Source organism: Verrucomicrobiia bacterium, from assembly GCA_036405135.1.
GTDB lineage: Bacteria > Verrucomicrobiota > Verrucomicrobiia > Limisphaerales > JAEYXS01 > JAEYXS01.
Genome location: DASWYF010000024.1, coordinates 126,525 through 146,092 on the forward strand (window position 1 = coordinate 126,525; position 19,568 = coordinate 146,092).

The following is a 19,568-nucleotide window of genomic DNA, read 5'->3' on the forward strand; positions in this document are numbered from 1 at the left end:
TGAGAATGAAGACGAGAACGTCACCGACATTGTGGCTATTGTTAGCGTTCATCGGCTTGTCCACTTCGCTACAAGCTGCGGATTCAGCACGTATAGCTCCATATCCGCCGAGTCCGGTAATTCAATCGATCGAATGGGCACCAACCAATAGCATCATCATCCAGGCCAAAGACGGCGATAACTGGCCGGTGACATGGGCGGATGATGACGCGCTGTATACGACGTGGGGTGATGGCACCGGCTTTGTCCCGAAGGTGAAGGGAAAGCTGAGTTGTGGGTTCGCGCGAGTCATTGGCGGACCGGATTTTTTCAAAGGCGAGAATATCCGCTCAAACAGTGAACAACTGGGGCAGGGCCGGGATGGACTGAAAGGCTGGGGGATATTGTCAGTGGAAGGGGTGTTGTATCTCTGGTTTGGTCACGCCGATAAGAAAGGCGGTGAAGCGCAATTGGCCTGGTCCAAGGATCACGCCAAGACATGGACCTTTGCGGATTGGAAGTTTCCTGAATTCGGTTTGGTGGGCTTTATTAATTACGGCAAGGACTATCAAGGTGCCCGCGATGAGTTCGTCTACGCCTATTCGCATGACGGCCCGAAAGCGGACACGCCCGCCGACCGTTTCATCATGATGCGAGTTCCTAAAGGCAAGATCGCTGAAAAAGCTGCATGGGAATTCTTTGAAAAGTTGGACGCACAGGAGAAACCAGTGTGGACTAGGGATATTGCCAAGCGCGGCGCCGTCTTTACCCACAAAGATGCCTGCTTGCGTTCAGCGATGACTTACAACGCGGCTTTGAAGCGCTATTTCTGGTGGCAGCACATCCCTTTGCCGGCCGGAGCAAAGGACCGCGGCGATACTCGATTTATCGGCGGCTTTGCCATCTATGATGCCCCAGAACCATGGGGCCCTTGGACCACGCCTTATTTTACGAGCGAATGGGATTTCGGTCCGGGTGAGCATGGTGATTTCCCATCCAAATGGATGAGTGCGGATGGAAAGACCATGTCTCTTGTCTTTTCCGGTCATGATGCTTTTTGCGTGCGGCGAGCTACGGTGAAGTTGAAAGAAGCAGCCAAATGACCGGTCCACTTGGCGGTTGCACGGTGAATCCTGAACAGAGATAATTTTGAAAACCATGAATCATCTGAAAACGATTTTGCTGGCAGTGTTCTGCTTTGGTACAGCACTGACAGGCTCAGCGGCGGATAATAAACCGAAGCTTTCCTCCTATCACGAAGTGCAAGCGGGCGTGCCGACGGGAACGCTCACGAAATACACCAACTTCACCTCGCAGATTTTCACGAATACGACACGCGATTGGTGGGTCTATGTGCCCGCGCAATACAAGAAGGAGAAACCAGCGTGCGTGATGGTATTTCAAGACGGTCACGACTATGTGAACCTGAAAGGCAATTGGCGCGTGCCGACGGTGTTCGATAACCTCATCGCCAAGGGCGAGATGCCGGTGACCATCGGTATCTTCATCAATCCCGGTCACAATGGTAGCTACAAGCCTGAGAATGCCTGGCGCGTGAGCAATCGCAGCTTCGAATACGATTCCTTGGGCGACCGCTATGCGCGTTTCCTCGTCTATGAGATTCTGCCGGAAGTGAAAAAGCTCGGCTACAATATCACCGATGACCCAGAGGGCAGGGCGATCAGTGGTGCCAGCTCCGGCGGCATCTGCTCCTTCACTGTGGCGTGGGAACGGCCCGATCAGTTCCGCAAAGTGCTGAGCACCATCGGCAGTTTCGTCGATCTCCGTGGTGGTCATGTGTATCCTTATCTCATCCGCAAGACGGAGAAGAAGCCCATCCGTGTTTACCTGCAGGACGGCAAGAATGATTTGGATAATCCCTTCGGCAACTGGCCGCTGGCAAACCAGATGATGTCCTCTTCACTGAAATACATGAAGTATGACCACCGTTTCGATTTCACCGAAGGTGAGCATAACAGCAATGCAGCAGGACCTTTACTGCCCGAGGCGTTGAAGTGGTTGTGGACGGGGTATGGTAAATAAGCGCGTTGAAATTGCGGTTTAGCCCGTTTACATTATCGATATGTCCACTAAGGAACTGATCAGGACTGCGAATGAGCTGAACTCGGAAGAGAGAGTCTTTCTGGCTGCTTATTTGAAGCATTTGGCACGGGTAGATGACCCGGCTTACCGCACGCAGTTGACGCAGTTGAATGAGGAGATTGACAGTGGTAAACGGTTCACACTCCAGCAGGTGAAACGCTTGCATAAAGCACTGGAAAAAGAGGGGCTGTGACATCGCGCTGGCAATTCGTTCTGAACGAAAGTTCTGTGGATTTCCTGCTGGCGTGTCGTGCGCCAGATCGACGCAGGTTGCTTCGCGTTTTAGACCAACTGGCGGATGATCCTTATCATGCTGGCGATTTTGAGTCTGTTGATAATGTGGGGAGAACGATCCAGATCAAACGTTCTGGATATTATCTGATCTCGTATTGGGCTGATACGGGGCCAAAGGAGTTGCGGATCATCAATATCGAAAAGGTCTGATTGTATGGTGAATAAACTTTTTTGTGTCGGCTTCATTGCTCTCTTGGCGAGTTTGTCTGTGGCCAAAGGACAAGACCTTTCAGTAGACATGACCCTGCACCGCCTCGTTCTATCGGATACGAAATGGGAAGTAGTCGCCGATGGCCTTGGCTTTGCCGATGCGCCTTTGTCGGATGACAAAGGTAACTTCTACTTCTGCGACATGCGCAGCACACCGCCAGTGATCTGGAAAGTGGCCCCGGATGGTGCGAAATCCAAAGTGATCGAAGGTATTCCCGTGAGCGGAATGAAGTTCGGTCCCGATGGCCGTCTCTATGCCGGTGCTGGTACAGGCAAAGACAAGCACCTCTCGGCATTCGAGTTGCCCAGCGGCAAAGAAACGATTCTCGCTAAGGATGTTGCTCCGAACGATCTCGTAGTGACACACAAGGGCTACATCTACTTCACCGAGACGGGCAAGAAACAGATCGTGTTCGTGAATGCGAAGACCGGTGAATTGAAAGTAGCAGATACAGGAACAGTCACTGCACCGAACGGCATCGCACTATCGCCGGATCAGCGAACCCTGGCCGTTTCCGATTCACGTGGAAGACACGTGTGGACTTACTGCATCGAACCCGATGGTAAGCTGACTCCTGGTGTTCCCTTCATGACCATGCGCACGGATGTGGACCTAAACGCCAAGAGCGCAGATGGACGCACTCCCGTATATAAAACGGCCAGCGGCGGTGACGGCATGAGTTCCGATCTGTATGGACGTATCTATGTTTCCTCGGCAATCGGTGTGCAAGTGTTCGATCCCACTGGCCGTGAGTGTGGTCTTTTGCCCAAGCCATATGAAAAGGGCATGACCAGCGTGCATATCGGTGGTCCTAACGGCGAATACATCTACGTGACCCAGGCAGACAAAGTGCTTCGTCGCAAAGCGAACGTGAAAGCGTTCTATCCATGGCTCGGCCCAGTGGAAGCAATTCCACTGCCGGTGAAGTAGTCCACATGAGTGATGGAAAACGCATTCCGACGGATGGAGGCGAGGCGTTGAGCCAGAGTCCATTTGCATCGCTTTCAAGTGATGGCTTACCGGAAGGAGCGGAGGTGCCTTTGGCAGTCACTCCTGCCAAAACCTCCCAAAGGGGAACACCGAATAAGAATCGCGGGCGCGTCGATATCATCCGTCAGAAAGCAGGGCGGGGTGGTAAGACCGTGACGGTAGTAAAAGGCTTTGTCGGAATCGGCCTGCCTGAGAAAGAACAGCTCGCCAAGAAGATGCAGAGATCATGCGGTGTTGGAGGCACGGTGAAAGACGGGCAGATAGAGATTCAAGGCGACAAGCGCGACGAGGTTGCCCGTATTTTGAAAGAAGCCGGATTCAGGCCTGTCTTTGCCGGTGGCTGATCACTCGTAGCGCAGCGATTCGATCGGATCCAGGTTTGCCGCCTTATATGCCGGATACGTTCCGAACACCACGCCCACTGCAGAACAGATCAGCAATCCCAATGCCACCCAATCCACAGGAATGACGGGTGGTGTCTCGAAATAGATCGCTGCCGCATTGCCGCCGCCCACACCTAAGATCACGCCGATCAACCCGCCGATCTGGCAGATGACCACGGCCTCCATGATGAATTGCGTAAGGATGTTCCGCTTCTTCGCCCCGATCGCACGTCGAACACCGATCTCGCGCGTGCGTTCCGTAACGGACACGAGCATGATGTTCATGATGCCGATGCCCGCCGCGAGCAGGGAGATGGAGCTAATCACCGTCACGCCTACGCGCACCGCAAAGGTCAGGCTGCGGAATTGTTCGATCAGCGAATCATTCGACATGATCTCGAAATCATCCGGCTGACCTGGTTGCACCTTGCGGACAGCGCGTAGAATGCCACGTGTCTGCTCGATGGTGTCATCAAATGCCTGTGCGCTTTCCGCCTGTACCAAAATTGAAAGACTGCGCCATCGTGCGCCATAGCGATTCAATCCTGTAGACATCGGGATGGCCATAAAGTTGTCCTGTCCCGCCCCGCCCATCCCGCCCTTGGCTTCCAGATAACCGACGACCATGTATTTCACGCCGTCAAACTTCACTTCTTCGCCCACGGGTGAACTGTGCGGGAACAGTGATTTCGCCAGATAATTGCCGAGCACGCACACCGCTCGCGCACTCTCCATATCGCCTTGGCCGAAGGCGCGCCCTTGCTCGATCACCCAGTTCTTCGCCTGAAACACACCGGGCGTCACGCCGTTCAATTGTACGTCAGGGTTCGTTGTAAAATAGCGCGAGGAGGCTTCCGAACTCATTAAGCCAGTCTCGGCGCCAATGGTCTTGGCCATGGTTGCACGACGCTCCAGTGCGTGCACATGCTCCATCATCAGATTCTGCCGACGGCGATACTTTTCCCAGCCGCTCGGGCCTTCGAAGGAGATGCCCGGCCAGCGGCTTACGGCGAACGTATGCGTGCCCAATCCGCTCAATTCCGATTCCACATTGCGTTGCAAAATACGCATCGCCGTCATCACGACGATGATGGAAAACACCCCGACCACCACGCCCGAAAGGGTGAGGGTGGAACGCAGCTTATGCGCCGTGACCGCCGCGATCGCCATACGAAAGCTTTCCACCGCCTCTCCCCAGAGGACGCGCCACGCACGGCTTTTATTCTTGTTAGCCACGGTAAATGATTATTCCACTCGCAAAGCTTCCACCGGATCCATCTTCGCCGCCCGCCATGCGGGAAAGAATCCGGCGAGCAATCCGGTGATCAGTGAAACTCCCAGTGCCAATCCGATGACCATCGGTGAGATCCGCATCGGTAGAACATTGGAAGCGCCTATTGCTGCCAGCCAGGCTAACGCCAATCCAATCAAGCCCCCCAGCAGACAAATGAGTGCTGCCTCCAAAAGAAACTGGAGCATGATGGCGCGGCGCTTCGCCCCTAGTGCCTTTCGCAGGCCGATCTCCTTGGTCCGTTCCGCCACACTCACGAACATGATGTTCATGATCCCGATGCCGCCGACAAAGAGTGACAGGCCGGTGATGAACAGCCCGACTGCGGCGATGACACCGCCCACACGCTGAAAGGTGTTGATGAAGGCTTGCTGTTCGTTGATGGCAAAATCATCCGGATCTTCCGGAGCAACGTTGCGCAACTTGCGCATGATACCACGGAACTCCTCACGTGCCTCGGGCAGTTTCTTGATGTCATTCACCTTGATACGGATCATCACGTTTGGCCGCCAGCTTATGACTTGATTGAAACGGGTGATGGGGATGAACACCTGATTATCGAGGCTCTCCATGGAGAGAAAGCTGCCGCGTCTGCCGATCACGCCCACGACTTCAAATGTGCTCTCGCCGATCCTCACACGTTCTCCCAATGGTGAAGCAAAGGGGAAGAAATTGGACGCCACATCGGCACCAAGCACGCACACGGGTCGCGCACCATCCACTTCTGCCATGGAAAGAAATCTTCCGGCTGTCAGGTTCAATCCGCTGATCAAAGCGGTTTGTTCCGTGGTGCCGACAATAGTGACCGAAGTGGCTACGGCATCGTTGTAGCGCACCGTCCGCCGTGAAAATGTCTCAGCCGAAACGGCCATGGCGTGCTGAGATTGCTTCGCCAGTGCCTTGGCTTCCGCGATCGTGATGTCCCGGCGATTTCGCATCTTCCACCAAGGCTCCTCATTGAACCACGGATACTTGTCGATGAAGACCACATCCGCACCGATGGCAGAGATGCTTTTGAGGAACGCCTGGTTCAATCCATCGATCGCTGCCGCCATCAGGCTCACTGTAACAATGCCTACCACGATGCCGAGTGTGGTCAAAGCCGCACGCAGTTTGTTGGCGCGGATCGCATCTAGTGCGATCCACAAGCCCTCAAACAGTTCAGCGATAAATCTCATGGCATCATTTCGCCAGCACTTCATCGGCGGCGATGAGGCCGTCCAAGATGCGGATCATGCGGCGGGCATGTCGTGCGACTGCCTCTTCGTGTGTTACCACGATGATGGTGTTTCCCTTCCGGCTTAGTTCATCAAAAAGTGAAAGGATTTCTTTGCCTGTGCGGGAGTCCAGATTTCCTGTCGGCTCATCAGCCAGCAGGATTGAAGGATTGTTCACCAAGGCGCGTGCAATAGCCACGCGTTGACGTTGACCGCCGGAAAGCTCGTTAGGTTTGTGTTCGACACGATCAGCGAGGCCTACGTGCGTTAGCGCAGCCAAAGCCCGATCATGCCGTTCATCCGCCGGCACACCGGCATACACCATGGGTAGCTCCACGTTGCGCAAGGCACTAGCGCGAGATAGCAGATTGAAACTTTGGAAAATGAACCCGATCTCACGATTGCGCACTTCAGCAAGTTCATTGTCATCCATCTCGCTGACATCCGTACCGTTGAGTTCATAGCGGCCGGAGCTAGGTGTATCGAGGCAGCCGAGCATGTTCATCATCGTGGACTTGCCGGAACCGGAGGGCCCCATGATGGCGACATATTCACCACGCCCGATGGACAAGGACACCCCACGCAAGGCATGCACCGTCTCCGCGCCCATGTCGTAATGGCGGGTGATGTCAGTTAAACGGATGAGGCTCATGGCTGGGCACGCTTAAGGCTTCTTCTCTTCGTTGGCTTTGGAATCGCCAGTGCCAATGGCCACTTTCTTGCCGTCCTCCAGATCGCGATTGATCGCTTTGTAGCTGCCCGAGACGACTTCTTGTCCCTCGCTCACGCCTTCGGTGATCTCCGCGTAATTCTGATCACTGATGCCGCGCTTCACCGGCACCATCTTCACGGTGTCACCTTCTTTTAAAAACACGACCTCGATAGGCTTGTTCGCATTCTCTTTTTCCTTCTTGGTGGCAGCAGGCGCGTTCGTGGAAGCGGTAGCAACCGCATTAGTATTTCCCTTGGGCGGACGCGTCGTGACGCTTTGGAAGGGGACAGTGAGGACATTTGTGCGATAACGCGTTTCGATCTCGGCGGTAACAGACATGCCAGGGCGGAAGATTTCTTTTTCCTGCACGCGGATGCGGACTTCAAAGCGCGTCGCTTCCTGCTGCGTACCGAGGGCCGAAGTCTTCGCAGTGTTGGCGATCTCCGTTACGATGCCGGTGAACTTACGATCACGGAACGCATCCACCTCCAAGCGAGTCTTTTGTCCCACGGCAATCAGCACCACATCGATTTCACCGATGTCCACGCGTGCTTCCATTTCTTCGAGATTGGAGAGCGTCATCACGTCTGTACCTGCCATGGTGGCGGTGCCTACGACGCGTTCACCTGCTTGAGAGTTCAGCTTGGTCACCACGGCATCGAGGGGGGAGTAGATCGTCGTCTTTGCCAGTTCTTCCTCGGCACGAGCTAATGACGCACGAGCAACATCCGCTTGATGAGTGGAAGCGTTCAACTGAGCTTGGGCCACATCGAAAGCTGTCTTGGCTTCCAGATATTGTGATTCCGAGATCAGGGCTGATTTCTTTAGATCACTGGAACGCGCATGTTCGAGTCGTGCTTTTTCCAGGTTGGCCGCAGACAGATCCTTGTTCGCCAACACAGCTTTGAGATTCGCCTCGGAGGAATTGCGGCTGGCGGTGTAGAAGTCCGGTTTGATCTTCATCAGCAGATCGCCTTTTTTCACGACCTGACCTTCCTTGATGGGCAGTTCGATGATCTCACCGCTGACTTCCGGGCTAATCTTCACTTGGAGGACAGGTTGGATGCGGCCTGTGGCTACGACGAGTTCCGTCAGGTCGCGGCGCTGGACCTTCTCGGTCTGTACCTCGACGGGCTTTTCCTCTTTGTGCGTGTATTTCCACCAGCCTGCACCGCCGCCAATAGCGATCAGCGCGAGAAATATCCACCAGCCTTTTGAGCTTTTTTTACGGGCCATGTGCTTAAAATGATAAGGCGATTACGTGTCTCGGGCGCTTTGCACCCCTTAAATGGAACTCACTAGAAGCAAAAAGGTTCAATGCAGATTGCGCAAGCTCTATACGGTTCATTTTTCCAGTTGAATCCTTCGGCACAAGTCCCGTTAATGGTCGTGCGTTCGGCAGCGTCCGAGTAACAACCCCGGGTGGACCGGTCTCGCTACCTTCCGAACGCATGATTCCAGAGTGAAACCAACGGATCTGCGGGGCATCCTGCAATACATCCCGCGCTACCGGGAAAAGACGTTCGTCATCAGCATCGATGGCGCGATCGTCACGGACGAGAACTTTGCCAACATCCTGCTGGACATCGCCGTCCTGCGCTCGCTGAACATCCGTGTCGTGCTCGTTCACGGTGCCGCCGCGCAGATTCGCTCGCTCGCCGAGCAGCAAGGCGTGCCTGCTTCCGATCTGGATGGTTCCGGCATTACAGATGCGGAGACACTGAAGCTTTCCCTCACCGCAGCAAATCGCCTGACGCACGAAATCCTCGAAGGACTTTGCACGCATGACATCCGTGCTGTCTGCACGAATGCCGTCATCGCGCATCCGAAGGGTATCATCAACGGCATCGACCACCTCTTCACCGGCAAGGTGGAGCGTATCGATGTGGAGATGCTGCAATCGCTGCTCACTCAAGGCATGGTACCAGTCATCCCGCCTCTGGGTTTCGATGGCGATGGCAAGACGTATCGTGTGAATTCAGACGCCGTTGCTGGCGCGTTGGGTGAAGCCTTAAAGGCGACGAAAATCCTTTTCATCACCAGCTACGATGGCTTGATCCGGCAGGGGCAAGTCATCCGCCAAGTGCAGGTCAGCGACTTGGATAAGATGCTGGCTGCTGGAAGAAACGAATTTCATCCAGAGTTGCTGTCCAAAGCGGTTCACGCGGCTGCCGCTTGCCGTGCGGGCATTCCGCGAGTTCATGTCATCAATGGTGAAGTCGATGAAGGGTTGCTGGCGGAAGTGTTCTCCAATGAAGGCATCGGCACGCTCGTGTATGCGAATGAATACCAGCAGATCCGCAAGGCGATGAAGAAGGACATCCGCAGCATCCTCGCGCTGTCGAAGAACGCGATGGCCAATGCGGAATTGGTGAAGCGCACGCGCCCGATGATCGAAAAGAACTTGGGCGATTACTACATCTTCGAGATTGATAAAAACCCGGTCGCTTGCGTGGCTCTGCACACTTATCCCGAAGTGGGCAAGGGTGAGTTGGCATTCCTGTTTGTCAGTCCATCGCACGAGAACCAGGGCATCGGGCGCAAACTCATCCAGTTCGTGGAGACGAAGGCGAAAGAGATGGGTTTGAACACTCTCATCACGCTTTCCACACAGGCATTCAGCTACTTCCAATCCAAAGGCGGCTTTGTGGAAGGTAATCCTGCGGATCTGCCCAGTATGCGGCGCGAGAAGTATGATAATAGTGGGCGTAACTCCAAGGTGCTGGTGAAGCCTCTGACACCCGCGGCTATGGCGAAGGCCAGTTGATGCAACTTCCGCCCGGCAATATCTTTCATTATCCCTCGGCGCTCAAATCCGAACGCCGGTTGCCGAAAGAGTTGCCGTTGCGTGCGAAACGGCAGAACGTCGCTCCGACCAGTTTCATCCTCTGCGCTTCCATTCGTGAGCAACGCATGGATTTGTTCTCGGCTGATCTGCCGTTGCGCCCGACATGGAATTCGTATCTGTTCACCCGACGTTACCTTGTTTCTACCTCGCGTTTTGGCATTGGGGAGACAGAGAATTCGAATTATACACCACGGGGTTTGCATAAGATTGGACGCAAGGTTGGGGGTGGCTGGCCAGTGGGCACGGCGTTTAAGAGCCGTCAACCGATCGGCAGTACATGGCAGGGGATGCCGAATGCACCGATTGCCCATCGCATCATGTGGCTCGAAGGGTTAGAGCCGGGTTTCAATCGTGGTGAAGGCGTGGATACATTCAAACGTTATGTTTACATCCATGGCTTAGGGAATGAACCCAGCCTGGGGCGGCCTGATTCCCACGGCTGCATCCATCTTTCCTCGTCGGACATCATGCCGCTCTACGACCGTTTACCGGAAGGCACACTGGTCTGGATTCAGCCGTGAGAGGCTGGTAGGTTGCGCGCGTGTCGCTGACTGCCATTCAATCTCGAATCATCCATTATTGGATCGCAGTCGTCTGTCTGGCGTTCACAGCGGCCCTTCACGCACAGGCTCCCAAGCTGCTTTGGACCGCTGATTTGGGTCATCGCATTCAGTCTTCTCCGGCTCTTGGTGCAGATGGAAATATCTACATCGGCACAGATGATGGCTTTATCCATGCCATCAAACCGGATGGTAGCATCGCCTGGACGAGTCGCAGTGAAGCCGCTGTTGTTTCAACGCCTGCCGTCGATACCCAAGGCACCGTTTACTTTGGTTCCATGGACAAGCTGTTCTACGCGGTGAACCCCGATGGACGAGGTAAGTGGTTCACTTCTTTGCGCGCGGAGATAGCGAGTTCTCCGGCGATCACGGCTGAAGGAGATGTGATTGTCGCTACAACGCAAGGCGCTGTGGTTTGCTACAATGCTGCGGGTAATGAACGCTGGCGCTATGCGATCAATGAACCGATTGTTTCTTCTCCCGCTATCGGTGCCGAGAGGATGATCTATTTCGGCGGGCAGGATGGAAATCTCTACGCGCTTCGCCTAAATGGCGCGCTCTTTTGGCAACAAAGCCTGGGCGAACGCATCAACGCTTCGCCCGCCGTTGGACCTGATGGAAATATCTACATAGCTACTGTGACGGGCAAAGTGGCTGCCATTTCTCCATTAGGGAAAATATTATGGGAAAAGAATCTTAATAGTCCGGTCCGCTCGTCTCCTGCGCTTACTTCAGATGGGCATATCCTCATTGGAACGGATGAAGGCAAGCTCTTCAGTCTGCAACCAGATGGGGTGATCGGTTGGACATTTGAAATACCGGGTGTGGATGTTTCCATCCGCTCGACTCCAGCGGTGACACAGAATGGTGTTATTCTTTTCGGAAGTTACAATGGCAACCTTTACGGTGTGTCGGCTGCTAAAGGCCAGTTGCTTTGGACCCAAAAGACCGGCGATAAAATCTCCGCGTCACCCTTGGTTCTTCCAAACGGAACCATCGTCATCGGTTCATGGGATGGAAAAGTCTATGCCTACGCTGGCACCAGTGACTTGGCGACCGATACGTGGTCATCATTTCGTGGTAATCCGCAGCGGACGGGCTTGGCGGTCCTTAGCAATGCACCAGCGGCTCTGAAACTGGCGCTGACTCCGGCAGAGAAAATATTGCTATCGCCAGCAACAGTAGCCGTACAAGTAGAACCGCAAGGTGTCATTGAAACTCCCACGGCAGTGCGTCTTTTGGTGAACGGAAAGCAGTACTCGCAGCTTACTGCAGCGCCTTTCACTTGGACTTGGGTGGAAACCAATGTCGGTGTTTTTAATATCGTAGCCGAGGCTGTTTTCCCCAGCCGACCTGTTTTGCTCTCGACCACACAGACAGTTGCTGTGCAAGCGATGTCATCGGATACCATCAAACCTAAGCTGGAGATCAAGGCTCCAGATTCCAATCCACGCGTCATGATTCCGCAGCTTACTCTATCCGGTACAGCGGAAGACAATATGGGCGTCAGTCGTGTGGAGTATCAGTTGAACAAAGGCGTGTGGCAGGCGGCCAATGGCACGACAAATTGGACGGCGCCTGTTGCTCTTGTCGCTGGTGAAAATGATGTGATTGTTCGTGCAGTCGATGCAGTGGGCAATACTTCTGCGGAAGAGAAACGGACTTTCCGCCGGATCGTGATGGCTACACCGGCTGTGGATATCATCGGCGAAGGCTCGGTGAAACCAGATCTGCGAAAAGGGGAGCTGGAAGTTGGCAATACTTATACGGCTACCGCTGAACCAACGGAAGGCTGGCTCTTCATTGGTTGGAGCGGCAGTGTGACGAATACGAGCACTAAGTTATCCTTCACCTTGCAGACAAACACGGTATTGCGCGCCGAGTTCAAACCTAACCCTTTTAAGATCATAGCAGGAGATTTTCACGGGCTAATTTTTCAAACAAATGCGGTTACTGCCGGTCATGCGGGGCACTTTACGCTTACGACATCGGAGAAGGGTGCGTTCAAAGTCCGCCTAATTCTTAGCGGGGTGATGCACAATCTCAGTGGGCAGTTCGATGCCGATGGTCTGGCAAGTGCAGTCATTTTGGATGAACGCCAGCAGGCTTTGAGCATTCGATTTAACCTGAACTGGCGCAACACACCTAACCTCATCACTGGCAACCTGACTACGGAAAGCGGTATGGCTGAGGTTTTGGGCGACAGGCTTGCTTTCAATGGAAAAGACCGGCGCACGCCTTACGCTGGAAACTATACGGTGAGCCTTTCTTCGCCGACGAATGCGGGCAATCCTTCAGGCAATGGTTATGCATTGGTGCAAGTCGCGGAAGATGGTCGCATCCAGATGAAGGGTCTTTTGAGCGATGGCACGGCTATTGAACAAACGACCTATATTTCTCCGGAAGGATTGTGGCCGTTTTATCTCGCACCTTATGGCAGCCGCAGTTTGCTCACAGGTTGGCTGCGTTTTGGTAGCGAATCGTTCGCTGATCTGCATGGTAATTTACAGTGGATACGGCCTAGTGTGGCAGGGACTAACGCATTTGCGCCCGGTTGGCAACGGAGCCTGACAGTCATCGGTTCCAAGTATATTCCACCCGCGCGCAAGCAAACGGTGTTTGGATGGAAGGATGGATTGGTAGGTTTGAAAGGAGAGGGATTGCCTGATTTGATCGTGTTCAAACTACAGTTCAAGGATAACAACGACATCATCCTCAATGGGGTGACGGCTGATATCATGAATCTGAAGGTATCGGCTGACACCGGCCATTTCACTGGGCAGTTCGTGCATCCGGATTTCGACAAGCCCGTGCCAATGGAAGGTGTAATGCTCCAAAAGCAGAATCATGGGATGGGATTTTTCCTCACGCCCAAGGCAGGTGGCTCAGTCTTCATCAGTCCCTCCAGTCCTTAGTTTTCTTTTCCTGCTGTCATTCTTGATACTTTGAGGTAGTATGCAGCCACTATTTCGATGCGAGTTCGTATCAAGATTTGCGGGATAACGTCCGTGGCAGATGCCCAGGCCGCAGTAGAGGCCGGAGCAGACGCTATCGGGCTGATGCTTTGGGGGCCGAGCAAGCGGTTTGTGACCAATGCGCAAGCTGCTGAGGTCGTGCGTTCTCTTCCGCCATTCGTCAGCAAAGTAGGGGTATTCGTTGATCCAAACGCTGGTGAAGTCTTCCGAGCGGTCGAGGAGATCGGGTTGGATACCATCCAACTTCACGGAGCGGAGACACCGGAGTTTTGCCGCCAGTTCGCTGCCTTGAAGGTGATGAAGGCGTTTCGTATCAAGGATGCATCCTCCTTGGCGACGTTGACGGATTACAATACGGACGCGTGGTTGCTGGATAGCTATGTAGCGGGTCAGCAAGGTGGAACAGGGGCTGCGTTCAACTGGGACTTGGCCGTGCAGGCAAAGGACTCAGGCCGTCCTATCGTGCTGGCGGGTGGCTTGACCCCTGAGAACATCGCAGAAGCGGTGCATGAGGTGTGGCCTTATGCGGTGGATGTCTCCAGCGGGGTAGAGTCTGCCCCAGGTAAAAAAGACACGGAGCTGATGCGGAGATTTGTTGAGGCGGTGCACGGCATAGATAGCTTGGATTGATATTGGGGCGCGGGCTGAGTTGCTCTTCTTGGATGTCCGGCTTACACTCGCGGCATGAGTTTAGCCAAGAAATTGCTGCATACCCGCTATCGCCTGAATGATCTCGAGAAGTCGGTAAAGTTTTACAAGGAGATCCTCGGCTTAGAAGAAGTGCGACGGCACAAATCACCACGCGGCTCTGAACTGGTGTTCATGAAGACGCCTGAGAGCGAGGAATTGATCGAGCTTTGCTATTTTCCCAGCAGCGGACCGGTGGTGGTGCAGACAGATCTGACGCATCTGGCCTTTGAGGTGGATAGCCTGGAGGAGTTCGGCAAACACTTGGAGAAACACGGCCTGAAATATTCTGATGGCCCCACCTTGCGGCCGGATGGCAATGGCGGCTTTGCTTTCATCGATGCGCCAGAGGGGTATGAGATCGAGCTGATCCAAGCGCCGAAGAAGTTCTTTAGCTGAGTTTAATTCGGAGATGAGTGAAAAGGTCCAGCGAGGGATAGATGCTAGGCATCGTTTAAAGAAACGATATCGAAAGCTTTTTACTGAACTTTCAGCCCTGTTGTTCCGTCATGATCCCATTGGTATCAGTTTCGATGACAATACTGATGAGTATGAGCTAGAAGTGGGGACAATTCTGCCTCGGCTTGCTACATGTTCATCTAAAGACGACGTGCAGCGAGTGGTTTATGAGGAGATGGTCAATTGGTTTGACGCCGAGATTGCTGGGAGTTTTGAAAGCTATCAACTAGTTGCGGAAGAGATCTGGATGATTTGGAGACGGGAAGATGGTGTGGATCGATAAGTCTCTTAATATTGCGACGGGAAAGGTCGTGAGGTTGACAGTCCCGGCGTTCCTTTCCGATACTCCTCTTTGTGGCGAGAGTTTATGATCTGGCGATGACGCACAAGCTGGACGCGGATGATTATTTCATTCACCGCGTGCAGGAGGCTTGTGCCCGTGCCGGGTTGAACTTTTTCCTCATCGAACCCGCTTGGGCGGAAGAGTACCTTGCCAAGCTGGAGCGCAAAGAGATCTGGTCCCGAGTGGTGCTCAATATGCAGAGCGAACACCATGATCCGAAAGAGGTGTTTCATCGCATCATCCGTCGCTCGCAAGAAATGGGGGCCAAAGTGATCGACCCGCCGGACGTGGCCATGGCGGCGTGTCATAAAGCGATGGCGCATCAGCGATTGCTTTCTGCCGGACTGGATGTGCCTCCGACCGTCATCTTGGATCAAGATACCGCCGGGCAATGGCCGAAATTGACGGCTGAACAACTGGCTTTGCTGGAACCGCCCTTCGTTATCAAACCTGCTTTGGGCTATGGCCGGAAAGGCATTCTCCTGAATGCTCAAGGCAGCGAAGATCTGCAGAAAGCGGCGACATCTTGGCCATGGGGACCGTATCTGTTGCAGAAGCGCATCGTGCCGCGTGACCTCAATGGTGAACCGGCCTATTTCCGTGTCTATCATGTCTTCGGTTCCACCTGGATCAGTTGGTGGAATTGCTTCACAGATAAGTACCGTCTGGTGACCGCTCAAGAAGAGACAGATCTGAAACTGGCACCGTTGCGCGAGATAGCGAAGCGATTGGCTCAAGTGACGGCTATGAATTTCTTTTCCACAGAAGTCGCACAGACTGAGGTGGGTGGGTTTGTCCTCATTGATTATGTGAACGATCAGTGTCATTTATTGACGCAGACCGCGAGTCCGCAGAATGGCGTCCCGGATGAACTGGTGAACGCCATCGCGGTGAAACTGGTCGAAGCTGCCAATCGACTGCGTAAGGCATGAAGTGGCGCTGCTGCAATATTGAATATGTTTTCCCACGACCGGCTCTGGTCATGGGCATATTGAACATCACACCCGATTCCTTCTCCGATGGCGGCCGATTCATCGATTTGGACGGAGCTGTAGCGCATGCACAAGAGATGATCCGCAATGGCGCAGAGATCATCGACATTGGCGGTGAATCTACCCGTCCAGGAGCACCAGAAGTATCCAGTGAAGAAGAAAAGCGGCGAGTTCTGCCGGTCATCAAGCGATTGCTGGCGGAAACAAATGCGACCGTTTCGATCGATACCCAAAAAGTCGAAGTCGCCCAAGCAGCTCTGGAAAGCGGGGCGCAGATTGTAAATGACATCGCGGCGAATCGGGAGGACGATGCCATGTGGCGGTTGGTGGCGGAAAGTGGCGCCGGTTACGTAACCATGCACATGCAGGGAACGCCGCAAACGATGCAATCGAACCCGCATTACACAGACGTGGTGGCAGAAGTGAACGTTTTTTTTGCCGATCGATTGAAACGGATGGCAGCGGCGGGCGTATCACTAGAGCAAACAGCCTTGGATGTAGGTATTGGATTTGGCAAAAAACTGGAACACAACTTGCAATTACTGTCCGGTCTGCGGCAGTTTATCGGGCATGGGAGACCATTGCTGTTAGGCGTCTCCCGGAAGTCTTTTATGAAAACTCTTTTGGGGCTGGATGTCAGTGAACGTCTCCCCGCGACTTTGGCTTGCACAGTGGATGCCATAGGGCAGGGGGTGAACATCATCCGGACGCATGATGTGGCTGAGACCACGCATGCCATCCGCATGACAGAGGCGATCTTTCAACGACGGCGGTAGGGAAAAGAATGTGGCAGATCATCCAGTTTGTATGGCGGCCAGTGCTGGAGATTCTCATCCTTACGGTGGGAATCTACTACGTGCTCGTCTTCATGCGCGGTCTGCGTGGCACGCGTGGCTGGGCGGTAATCACCGGGTTCGTGGCCTTGTTGCTCACGCTGGCATTGGTCACCAGCATTTTGGATCTGCGAGTCTTGCGCCTTTTGCTCGGTACTTTCTCCACCTTTTTCGTTTTGGCGGCATTGGTGATATTTCAACCAGAATTGCGCCGTCTGCTCGCCGAATTGGGCAACCAGCCTTATTTCAATGATCCTGGAGAGGAACGCGAGAATATAGAGGTGCTTATCGAAACGGTTGAGCGGTTGGCAGATGTACGCATTGGAGCACTGATAGCCATAGAGCAATCCATTCAGCTTGAGGATCTGGTGGAGTCGGGCATCAATGTGAATTGCGAGGCCACACCGGAAATGCTGGAGACGATTTTCTTTCCGAACAACGCCATCCATGATGGTGGCGTGGTGATGCGTGGTGATAAGATTTTGAAGGCTGCGTGTATTTTCCCGCTCACGCAGAAGCAGGGATTGGAGAAATCAATGGGCACGCGCCATCGCGCTGCCATCGGGATGTCAGAGGAGTCGGATGCCATTGTAATCGTGGTATCAGAGGAAACCGGAGCGATTTCATATGCATACAAGGGACATCTCGAACGGAGGGTGACGGTAGAGGTATTGCGGTCATTCCTGACATCCATTTTGATCAAGCGCCGTGAAAGCAGGGCGCGCAAGCATTGGTTCAGGCTCTTGTGGAGGCGCATTCAGGAGAACGTGGCTGCACAAAGCCGGAGAGGAGGCTCCTGATATGGCCGTTCAGGATCTTATAGTGAGGGATTTCTGGTGGAAGATGCTTGCCTTTGTGCTGGCTACTCTGATTTGGGCGAACTTTGGTGGCAAGCTGGATGACCGATTGGAAGTGGATCAGTCCGGACTCCATCTGACAGAGATCGGAAGAGAAACCAATGTTCTTCCGATCATGCCTCGAGACGTAACTGTTGGTGTTCTGAGGTCGGCAGATTCCTTGGATTTGTTCAAGGTGGAACCAAGCCGGGTCAAAGTGGTCATCAAAAGTGAGGCAGGACGTTTGAAAACGCTCAACCCTAAACTAATACTTGCCTTCGTGGATGCAACAGACATGAATGAAAAGCCAATCGGAACGGCAACCACAAGGCCAGTAAGTCGTATAGTGCAGTTGCATCTGCCTTCAGGTGTTGAGGCGGTTTCCGTAGAGCCGATGTCCGTTATTGTAGAGCGTATTTCACACGCGAATGCGCCAGAAACAGATTCTAAGAAAAAATAATGTCCTCCTCCAATCGTCGTATCTTCGGCACGGACGGTGTCCGTGGTCGGGCCAATGTAGAACCGGTGACAGCGGAGACCGCCTTGAAACTGGGCCGGGCCGCTGCTCATGTGTTCAAACATCTGGAGAGCCAGTCGCGCAGCCGCGGACGCCATCGTATCGTCATCGGCAAGGATACGCGCATCTCCGGTTACATGCTGGAGAACGCCATCTCGTCCGGCATTTTGTCGATGGGCGTGGACGTGCTCTTCATCGGGCCACTGCCTACGCCGGGTGTTGCTTATGTGACACGTAGTTTGCGTGCTGATGCAGGCATCGTCATCACCGCCTCCCACAATCCTTACGACGATAACGGCATCAAGTTCTTCGGTCCTGATGGTTACAAGCTGGAAGATCCAATCGAAGAACGCATCGAGAACTTGGTTTTCAGCGGAGAGATCGAAAGCATCCGTCCTACCGCAGATGAGATCGGCAAAGCCGTTCGTATCGAAGACGCGTTGGGCCGTTATATCGAATACGCCAAGGCGTCCATCCCCAAAGGCATGACCTTGGATGGCATGCGCATCGTGGTGGATTGCGCGCATGGTGCCGCTTACAAGGCGACGCCTTGTGTGCTGCGCGAACTGGGCGCTGAGACTTACATCTACGGCAATCAGCCGGATGGTAAAAACATCAACAAGGATTGCGGTTCTATGCATCCTTCGTTGCTGTGCCAGAAGGTGCGGGAACACGGTGCGCACATCGGCATCGCACATGACGGCGATGCAGACCGTCTCATCTTATGTGATGAAAAAGGCCGTTTGATCGACGGTGATGATATCATGGCCATCGCTTCTCTCGACATGTTGGCGAGCGGCACCTTGGCGGAGAAGACGCTGGTTTCCACGGTGATGAGCAATGCCGGTCTGGATGCCGCCATCGTGCAAGCCGGTGGCAAAGTCATCCGCACGGCTGTGGGTGACAAGAACGTCATCGATGAAATGCTGAAATCGGGCTACAACGTGGGTGGCGAACAGAGCGGTCACATGATCTTCCGTGATTACAGCACTACGGGCGATGGTTTGGTAAGCGCATTGCAAATCTTGAAGATCATGAAGGCGAAGGATAAATCGCTTTCTGAATTGGCTGCCTGCTGGACGCGTTATCCACAATTGGTGACGAACATACGCGTGCGTGAGAAACTGCCTTTTGAAGAACTCAATGATGTGTTGGACCTCGTGAAAAAAGCGGAAGCAGAGGTGAAGCCCACGGGCGGTCGTGTGTTGCTGCGCTATTCCGGCACGGAGCCGAAAGCCCGCTTGCTCATTGAAGGCCGTGATAGTGCCACGCTCGAGAAGTGGTCCCAGCAGATCAGCACATCGATTAAGCGGCAGATCGGAGATTAGCCCTTAAAAG

General features: G+C 53.8%; 21 protein-coding genes. 17 read left to right on the forward strand and 4 right to left on the reverse strand.

Annotation, left to right across the window (positions count from 1 at the left end; genetic code table 11):
- Nucleotides 1-5 precede the first annotated feature (5 nt).
- Genes VGH19_12660 through VGH19_12685 form a run of 6 tightly spaced genes read left to right on the forward strand, consistent with a single transcriptional unit; the run spans nt 6 to nt 3,921 of the window.
- Nucleotides 6-1,082 carry a hypothetical protein gene (locus tag VGH19_12660; protein HEY1172217.1) on the forward strand — a complete coding sequence of 359 codons (1,077 nt, stop codon included), beginning with the start codon at nt 6-8 and terminating at the stop codon, nt 1,080-1,082.
- 55 nt (nt 1,083-1,137) lie between these two features.
- A complete protein-coding gene (locus VGH19_12665; protein HEY1172218.1) occupies nt 1,138-2,022 on the forward strand; it encodes an alpha/beta hydrolase-fold protein in 885 nt (294 codons plus the stop codon).
- Nucleotides 2,023-2,062: 40 nt separating this feature from the next.
- On the forward strand, nt 2,063-2,275 hold the full coding sequence (locus VGH19_12670) for a hypothetical protein (protein ID HEY1172219.1): 213 nt from the start codon (nt 2,063-2,065) through the stop codon (nt 2,273-2,275).
- Nucleotides 2,272-2,526 carry a hypothetical protein gene (locus VGH19_12675; protein ID HEY1172220.1) on the forward strand — a complete coding sequence of 85 codons (255 nt, stop codon included), beginning with the start codon at nt 2,272-2,274 and terminating at the stop codon, nt 2,524-2,526. The genes VGH19_12670 and VGH19_12675 overlap by 4 nt, the downstream gene beginning before the upstream one ends.
- Before the next feature lie 4 nt (nt 2,527-2,530).
- Nucleotides 2,531-3,517 carry an SMP-30/gluconolactonase/LRE family protein gene (locus VGH19_12680; protein ID HEY1172221.1) on the forward strand — a complete coding sequence of 329 codons (987 nt, stop codon included), beginning with the start codon at nt 2,531-2,533 and terminating at the stop codon, nt 3,515-3,517.
- 5 nt (nt 3,518-3,522) lie between these two features.
- On the forward strand, nt 3,523-3,921 hold the full coding sequence (locus VGH19_12685) for a translation initiation factor (GenBank protein HEY1172222.1): 399 nt from the start codon (nt 3,523-3,525) through the stop codon (nt 3,919-3,921).
- Here VGH19_12685 and VGH19_12690 read toward each other — a convergent pair whose 3' ends face one another.
- Genes VGH19_12690 through VGH19_12705 form a run of 4 tightly spaced genes read right to left on the reverse strand, consistent with a single transcriptional unit; the run spans nt 3,922 to nt 8,416 of the window.
- Nucleotides 3,922-5,196 (reverse strand): ABC transporter permease, encoded by a 1,275-nt coding sequence (locus VGH19_12690; GenBank protein HEY1172223.1) that lies wholly within the window; start codon nt 5,194-5,196, stop codon nt 3,922-3,924.
- A 9-nt stretch (nt 5,197-5,205) separates the two neighbouring features.
- Complete coding sequence (locus VGH19_12695; GenBank protein HEY1172224.1) at nt 5,206-6,429, reverse strand: ABC transporter permease; 1,224 nt, start codon at nt 6,427-6,429, stop codon at nt 5,206-5,208.
- Between the two features lie 4 nt (nt 6,430-6,433).
- Nucleotides 6,434-7,120, reverse strand: coding sequence for an ABC transporter ATP-binding protein (locus tag VGH19_12700; protein ID HEY1172225.1), 687 nt, complete (start codon nt 7,118-7,120; stop codon nt 6,434-6,436).
- Between the two features lie 12 nt (nt 7,121-7,132).
- A complete protein-coding gene (locus tag VGH19_12705; protein ID HEY1172226.1) occupies nt 7,133-8,416 on the reverse strand; it encodes an efflux RND transporter periplasmic adaptor subunit in 1,284 nt (427 codons plus the stop codon).
- A gap of 226 nt (nt 8,417-8,642) precedes the next feature.
- Here VGH19_12705 and argA point away from each other — a divergent pair, with 226 nt between their 5' ends.
- The 11 genes from argA to glmM all read left to right on the forward strand — a co-directional run bounded on the left by argA (nt 8,643) and on the right by glmM (nt 19,558).
- Nucleotides 8,643-9,947 (forward strand): amino-acid N-acetyltransferase, encoded by a 1,305-nt coding sequence (gene argA / locus VGH19_12710; protein ID HEY1172227.1) that lies wholly within the window; start codon nt 8,643-8,645, stop codon nt 9,945-9,947.
- Complete coding sequence (locus tag VGH19_12715) at nt 9,947-10,549, forward strand: L,D-transpeptidase (GenBank protein HEY1172228.1); 603 nt, start codon at nt 9,947-9,949, stop codon at nt 10,547-10,549. Before argA ends, VGH19_12715 begins: the two co-directional genes overlap by 1 nt.
- Before the next feature lie 20 nt (nt 10,550-10,569).
- On the forward strand, nt 10,570-13,503 hold the full coding sequence (locus tag VGH19_12720) for a PQQ-binding-like beta-propeller repeat protein (GenBank protein ID HEY1172229.1): 2,934 nt from the start codon (nt 10,570-10,572) through the stop codon (nt 13,501-13,503).
- 57 nt (nt 13,504-13,560) lie between these two features.
- Nucleotides 13,561-14,193, forward strand: a complete 633-nt coding sequence (locus tag VGH19_12725; GenBank protein HEY1172230.1) for a phosphoribosylanthranilate isomerase — start codon at nt 13,561-13,563, stop codon at nt 14,191-14,193.
- Nucleotides 14,194-14,247: 54 nt separating this feature from the next.
- On the forward strand, nt 14,248-14,649 hold the full coding sequence (locus VGH19_12730; protein ID HEY1172231.1) for a VOC family protein: 402 nt from the start codon (nt 14,248-14,250) through the stop codon (nt 14,647-14,649).
- Nucleotides 14,650-14,662: 13 nt separating this feature from the next.
- Nucleotides 14,663-14,992, forward strand: a complete 330-nt coding sequence (locus VGH19_12735; GenBank protein ID HEY1172232.1) for a hypothetical protein — start codon at nt 14,663-14,665, stop codon at nt 14,990-14,992.
- A 71-nt stretch (nt 14,993-15,063) separates the two neighbouring features.
- On the forward strand, nt 15,064-15,984 hold the full coding sequence (locus VGH19_12740) for a hypothetical protein (protein HEY1172233.1): 921 nt from the start codon (nt 15,064-15,066) through the stop codon (nt 15,982-15,984).
- Nucleotides 15,985-16,034: 50 nt separating this feature from the next.
- Complete coding sequence (gene folP / locus VGH19_12745; GenBank protein HEY1172234.1) at nt 16,035-16,820, forward strand: dihydropteroate synthase; 786 nt, start codon at nt 16,035-16,037, stop codon at nt 16,818-16,820.
- A gap of 8 nt (nt 16,821-16,828) precedes the next feature.
- On the forward strand, nt 16,829-17,677 hold the full coding sequence (gene cdaA / locus VGH19_12750; protein ID HEY1172235.1) for a diadenylate cyclase CdaA: 849 nt from the start codon (nt 16,829-16,831) through the stop codon (nt 17,675-17,677).
- 1 nt (nt 17,678) lies between these two features.
- Entirely contained in the window at nt 17,679-18,173 is a 495-nt protein-coding gene (locus tag VGH19_12755; protein HEY1172236.1) for a hypothetical protein, read from the forward strand.
- Complete coding sequence (gene glmM, locus VGH19_12760) at nt 18,173-19,558, forward strand: phosphoglucosamine mutase (GenBank protein ID HEY1172237.1); 1,386 nt, start codon at nt 18,173-18,175, stop codon at nt 19,556-19,558. Before VGH19_12755 ends, glmM begins: the two co-directional genes overlap by 1 nt.
- The last annotated feature ends 10 nt before the right edge of the window (nt 19,559-19,568 follow it).

What these genes read in the sequence shown, in the direction of transcription:
- VGH19_12660 (HEY1172217.1), top strand. Translation starts at nt 6, where the DNA reads ATGAAGACGAGAACGTCACCGACATTGTGGCTATTGTTAGCGTTCATC.
- VGH19_12665 (HEY1172218.1), top strand. Translation starts at nt 1,138, where the DNA reads ATGAATCATCTGAAAACGATTTTGCTGGCAGTGTTCTGCTTTGGTACA.
- VGH19_12670 (HEY1172219.1), top strand. Translation starts at nt 2,063, where the DNA reads ATGTCCACTAAGGAACTGATCAGGACTGCGAATGAGCTGAACTCGGAA.
- VGH19_12680 (HEY1172221.1), top strand. Translation starts at nt 2,531, where the DNA reads ATGGTGAATAAACTTTTTTGTGTCGGCTTCATTGCTCTCTTGGCGAGT.
- VGH19_12685 (HEY1172222.1), top strand. Translation starts at nt 3,523, where the DNA reads ATGAGTGATGGAAAACGCATTCCGACGGATGGAGGCGAGGCGTTGAGC.
- VGH19_12695 (HEY1172224.1), bottom strand. Translation starts at nt 6,429, where the DNA reads ATGAGATTTATCGCTGAACTGTTTGAGGGCTTGTGGATCGCACTAGAT.
- VGH19_12700 (HEY1172225.1), bottom strand. Translation starts at nt 7,120, where the DNA reads ATGAGCCTCATCCGTTTAACTGACATCACCCGCCATTACGACATGGGC.
- VGH19_12705 (HEY1172226.1), bottom strand. Translation starts at nt 8,416, where the DNA reads ATGGCCCGTAAAAAAAGCTCAAAAGGCTGGTGGATATTTCTCGCGCTG.
- VGH19_12715 (HEY1172228.1), top strand. Translation starts at nt 9,947, where the DNA reads ATGCAACTTCCGCCCGGCAATATCTTTCATTATCCCTCGGCGCTCAAA.
- VGH19_12725 (HEY1172230.1), top strand. Translation starts at nt 13,561, where the DNA reads ATGCGAGTTCGTATCAAGATTTGCGGGATAACGTCCGTGGCAGATGCC.
- VGH19_12730 (HEY1172231.1), top strand. Translation starts at nt 14,248, where the DNA reads ATGAGTTTAGCCAAGAAATTGCTGCATACCCGCTATCGCCTGAATGAT.
- VGH19_12735 (HEY1172232.1), top strand. Translation starts at nt 14,663, where the DNA reads ATGAGTGAAAAGGTCCAGCGAGGGATAGATGCTAGGCATCGTTTAAAG.
- folP (HEY1172234.1), top strand. Translation starts at nt 16,035, where the DNA reads ATGGGCATATTGAACATCACACCCGATTCCTTCTCCGATGGCGGCCGA.
- cdaA (HEY1172235.1), top strand. Translation starts at nt 16,829, where the DNA reads ATGTGGCAGATCATCCAGTTTGTATGGCGGCCAGTGCTGGAGATTCTC.
- VGH19_12755 (HEY1172236.1), top strand. Translation starts at nt 17,679, where the DNA reads ATGGCCGTTCAGGATCTTATAGTGAGGGATTTCTGGTGGAAGATGCTT.
- glmM (HEY1172237.1), top strand. Translation starts at nt 18,173, where the DNA reads ATGTCCTCCTCCAATCGTCGTATCTTCGGCACGGACGGTGTCCGTGGT.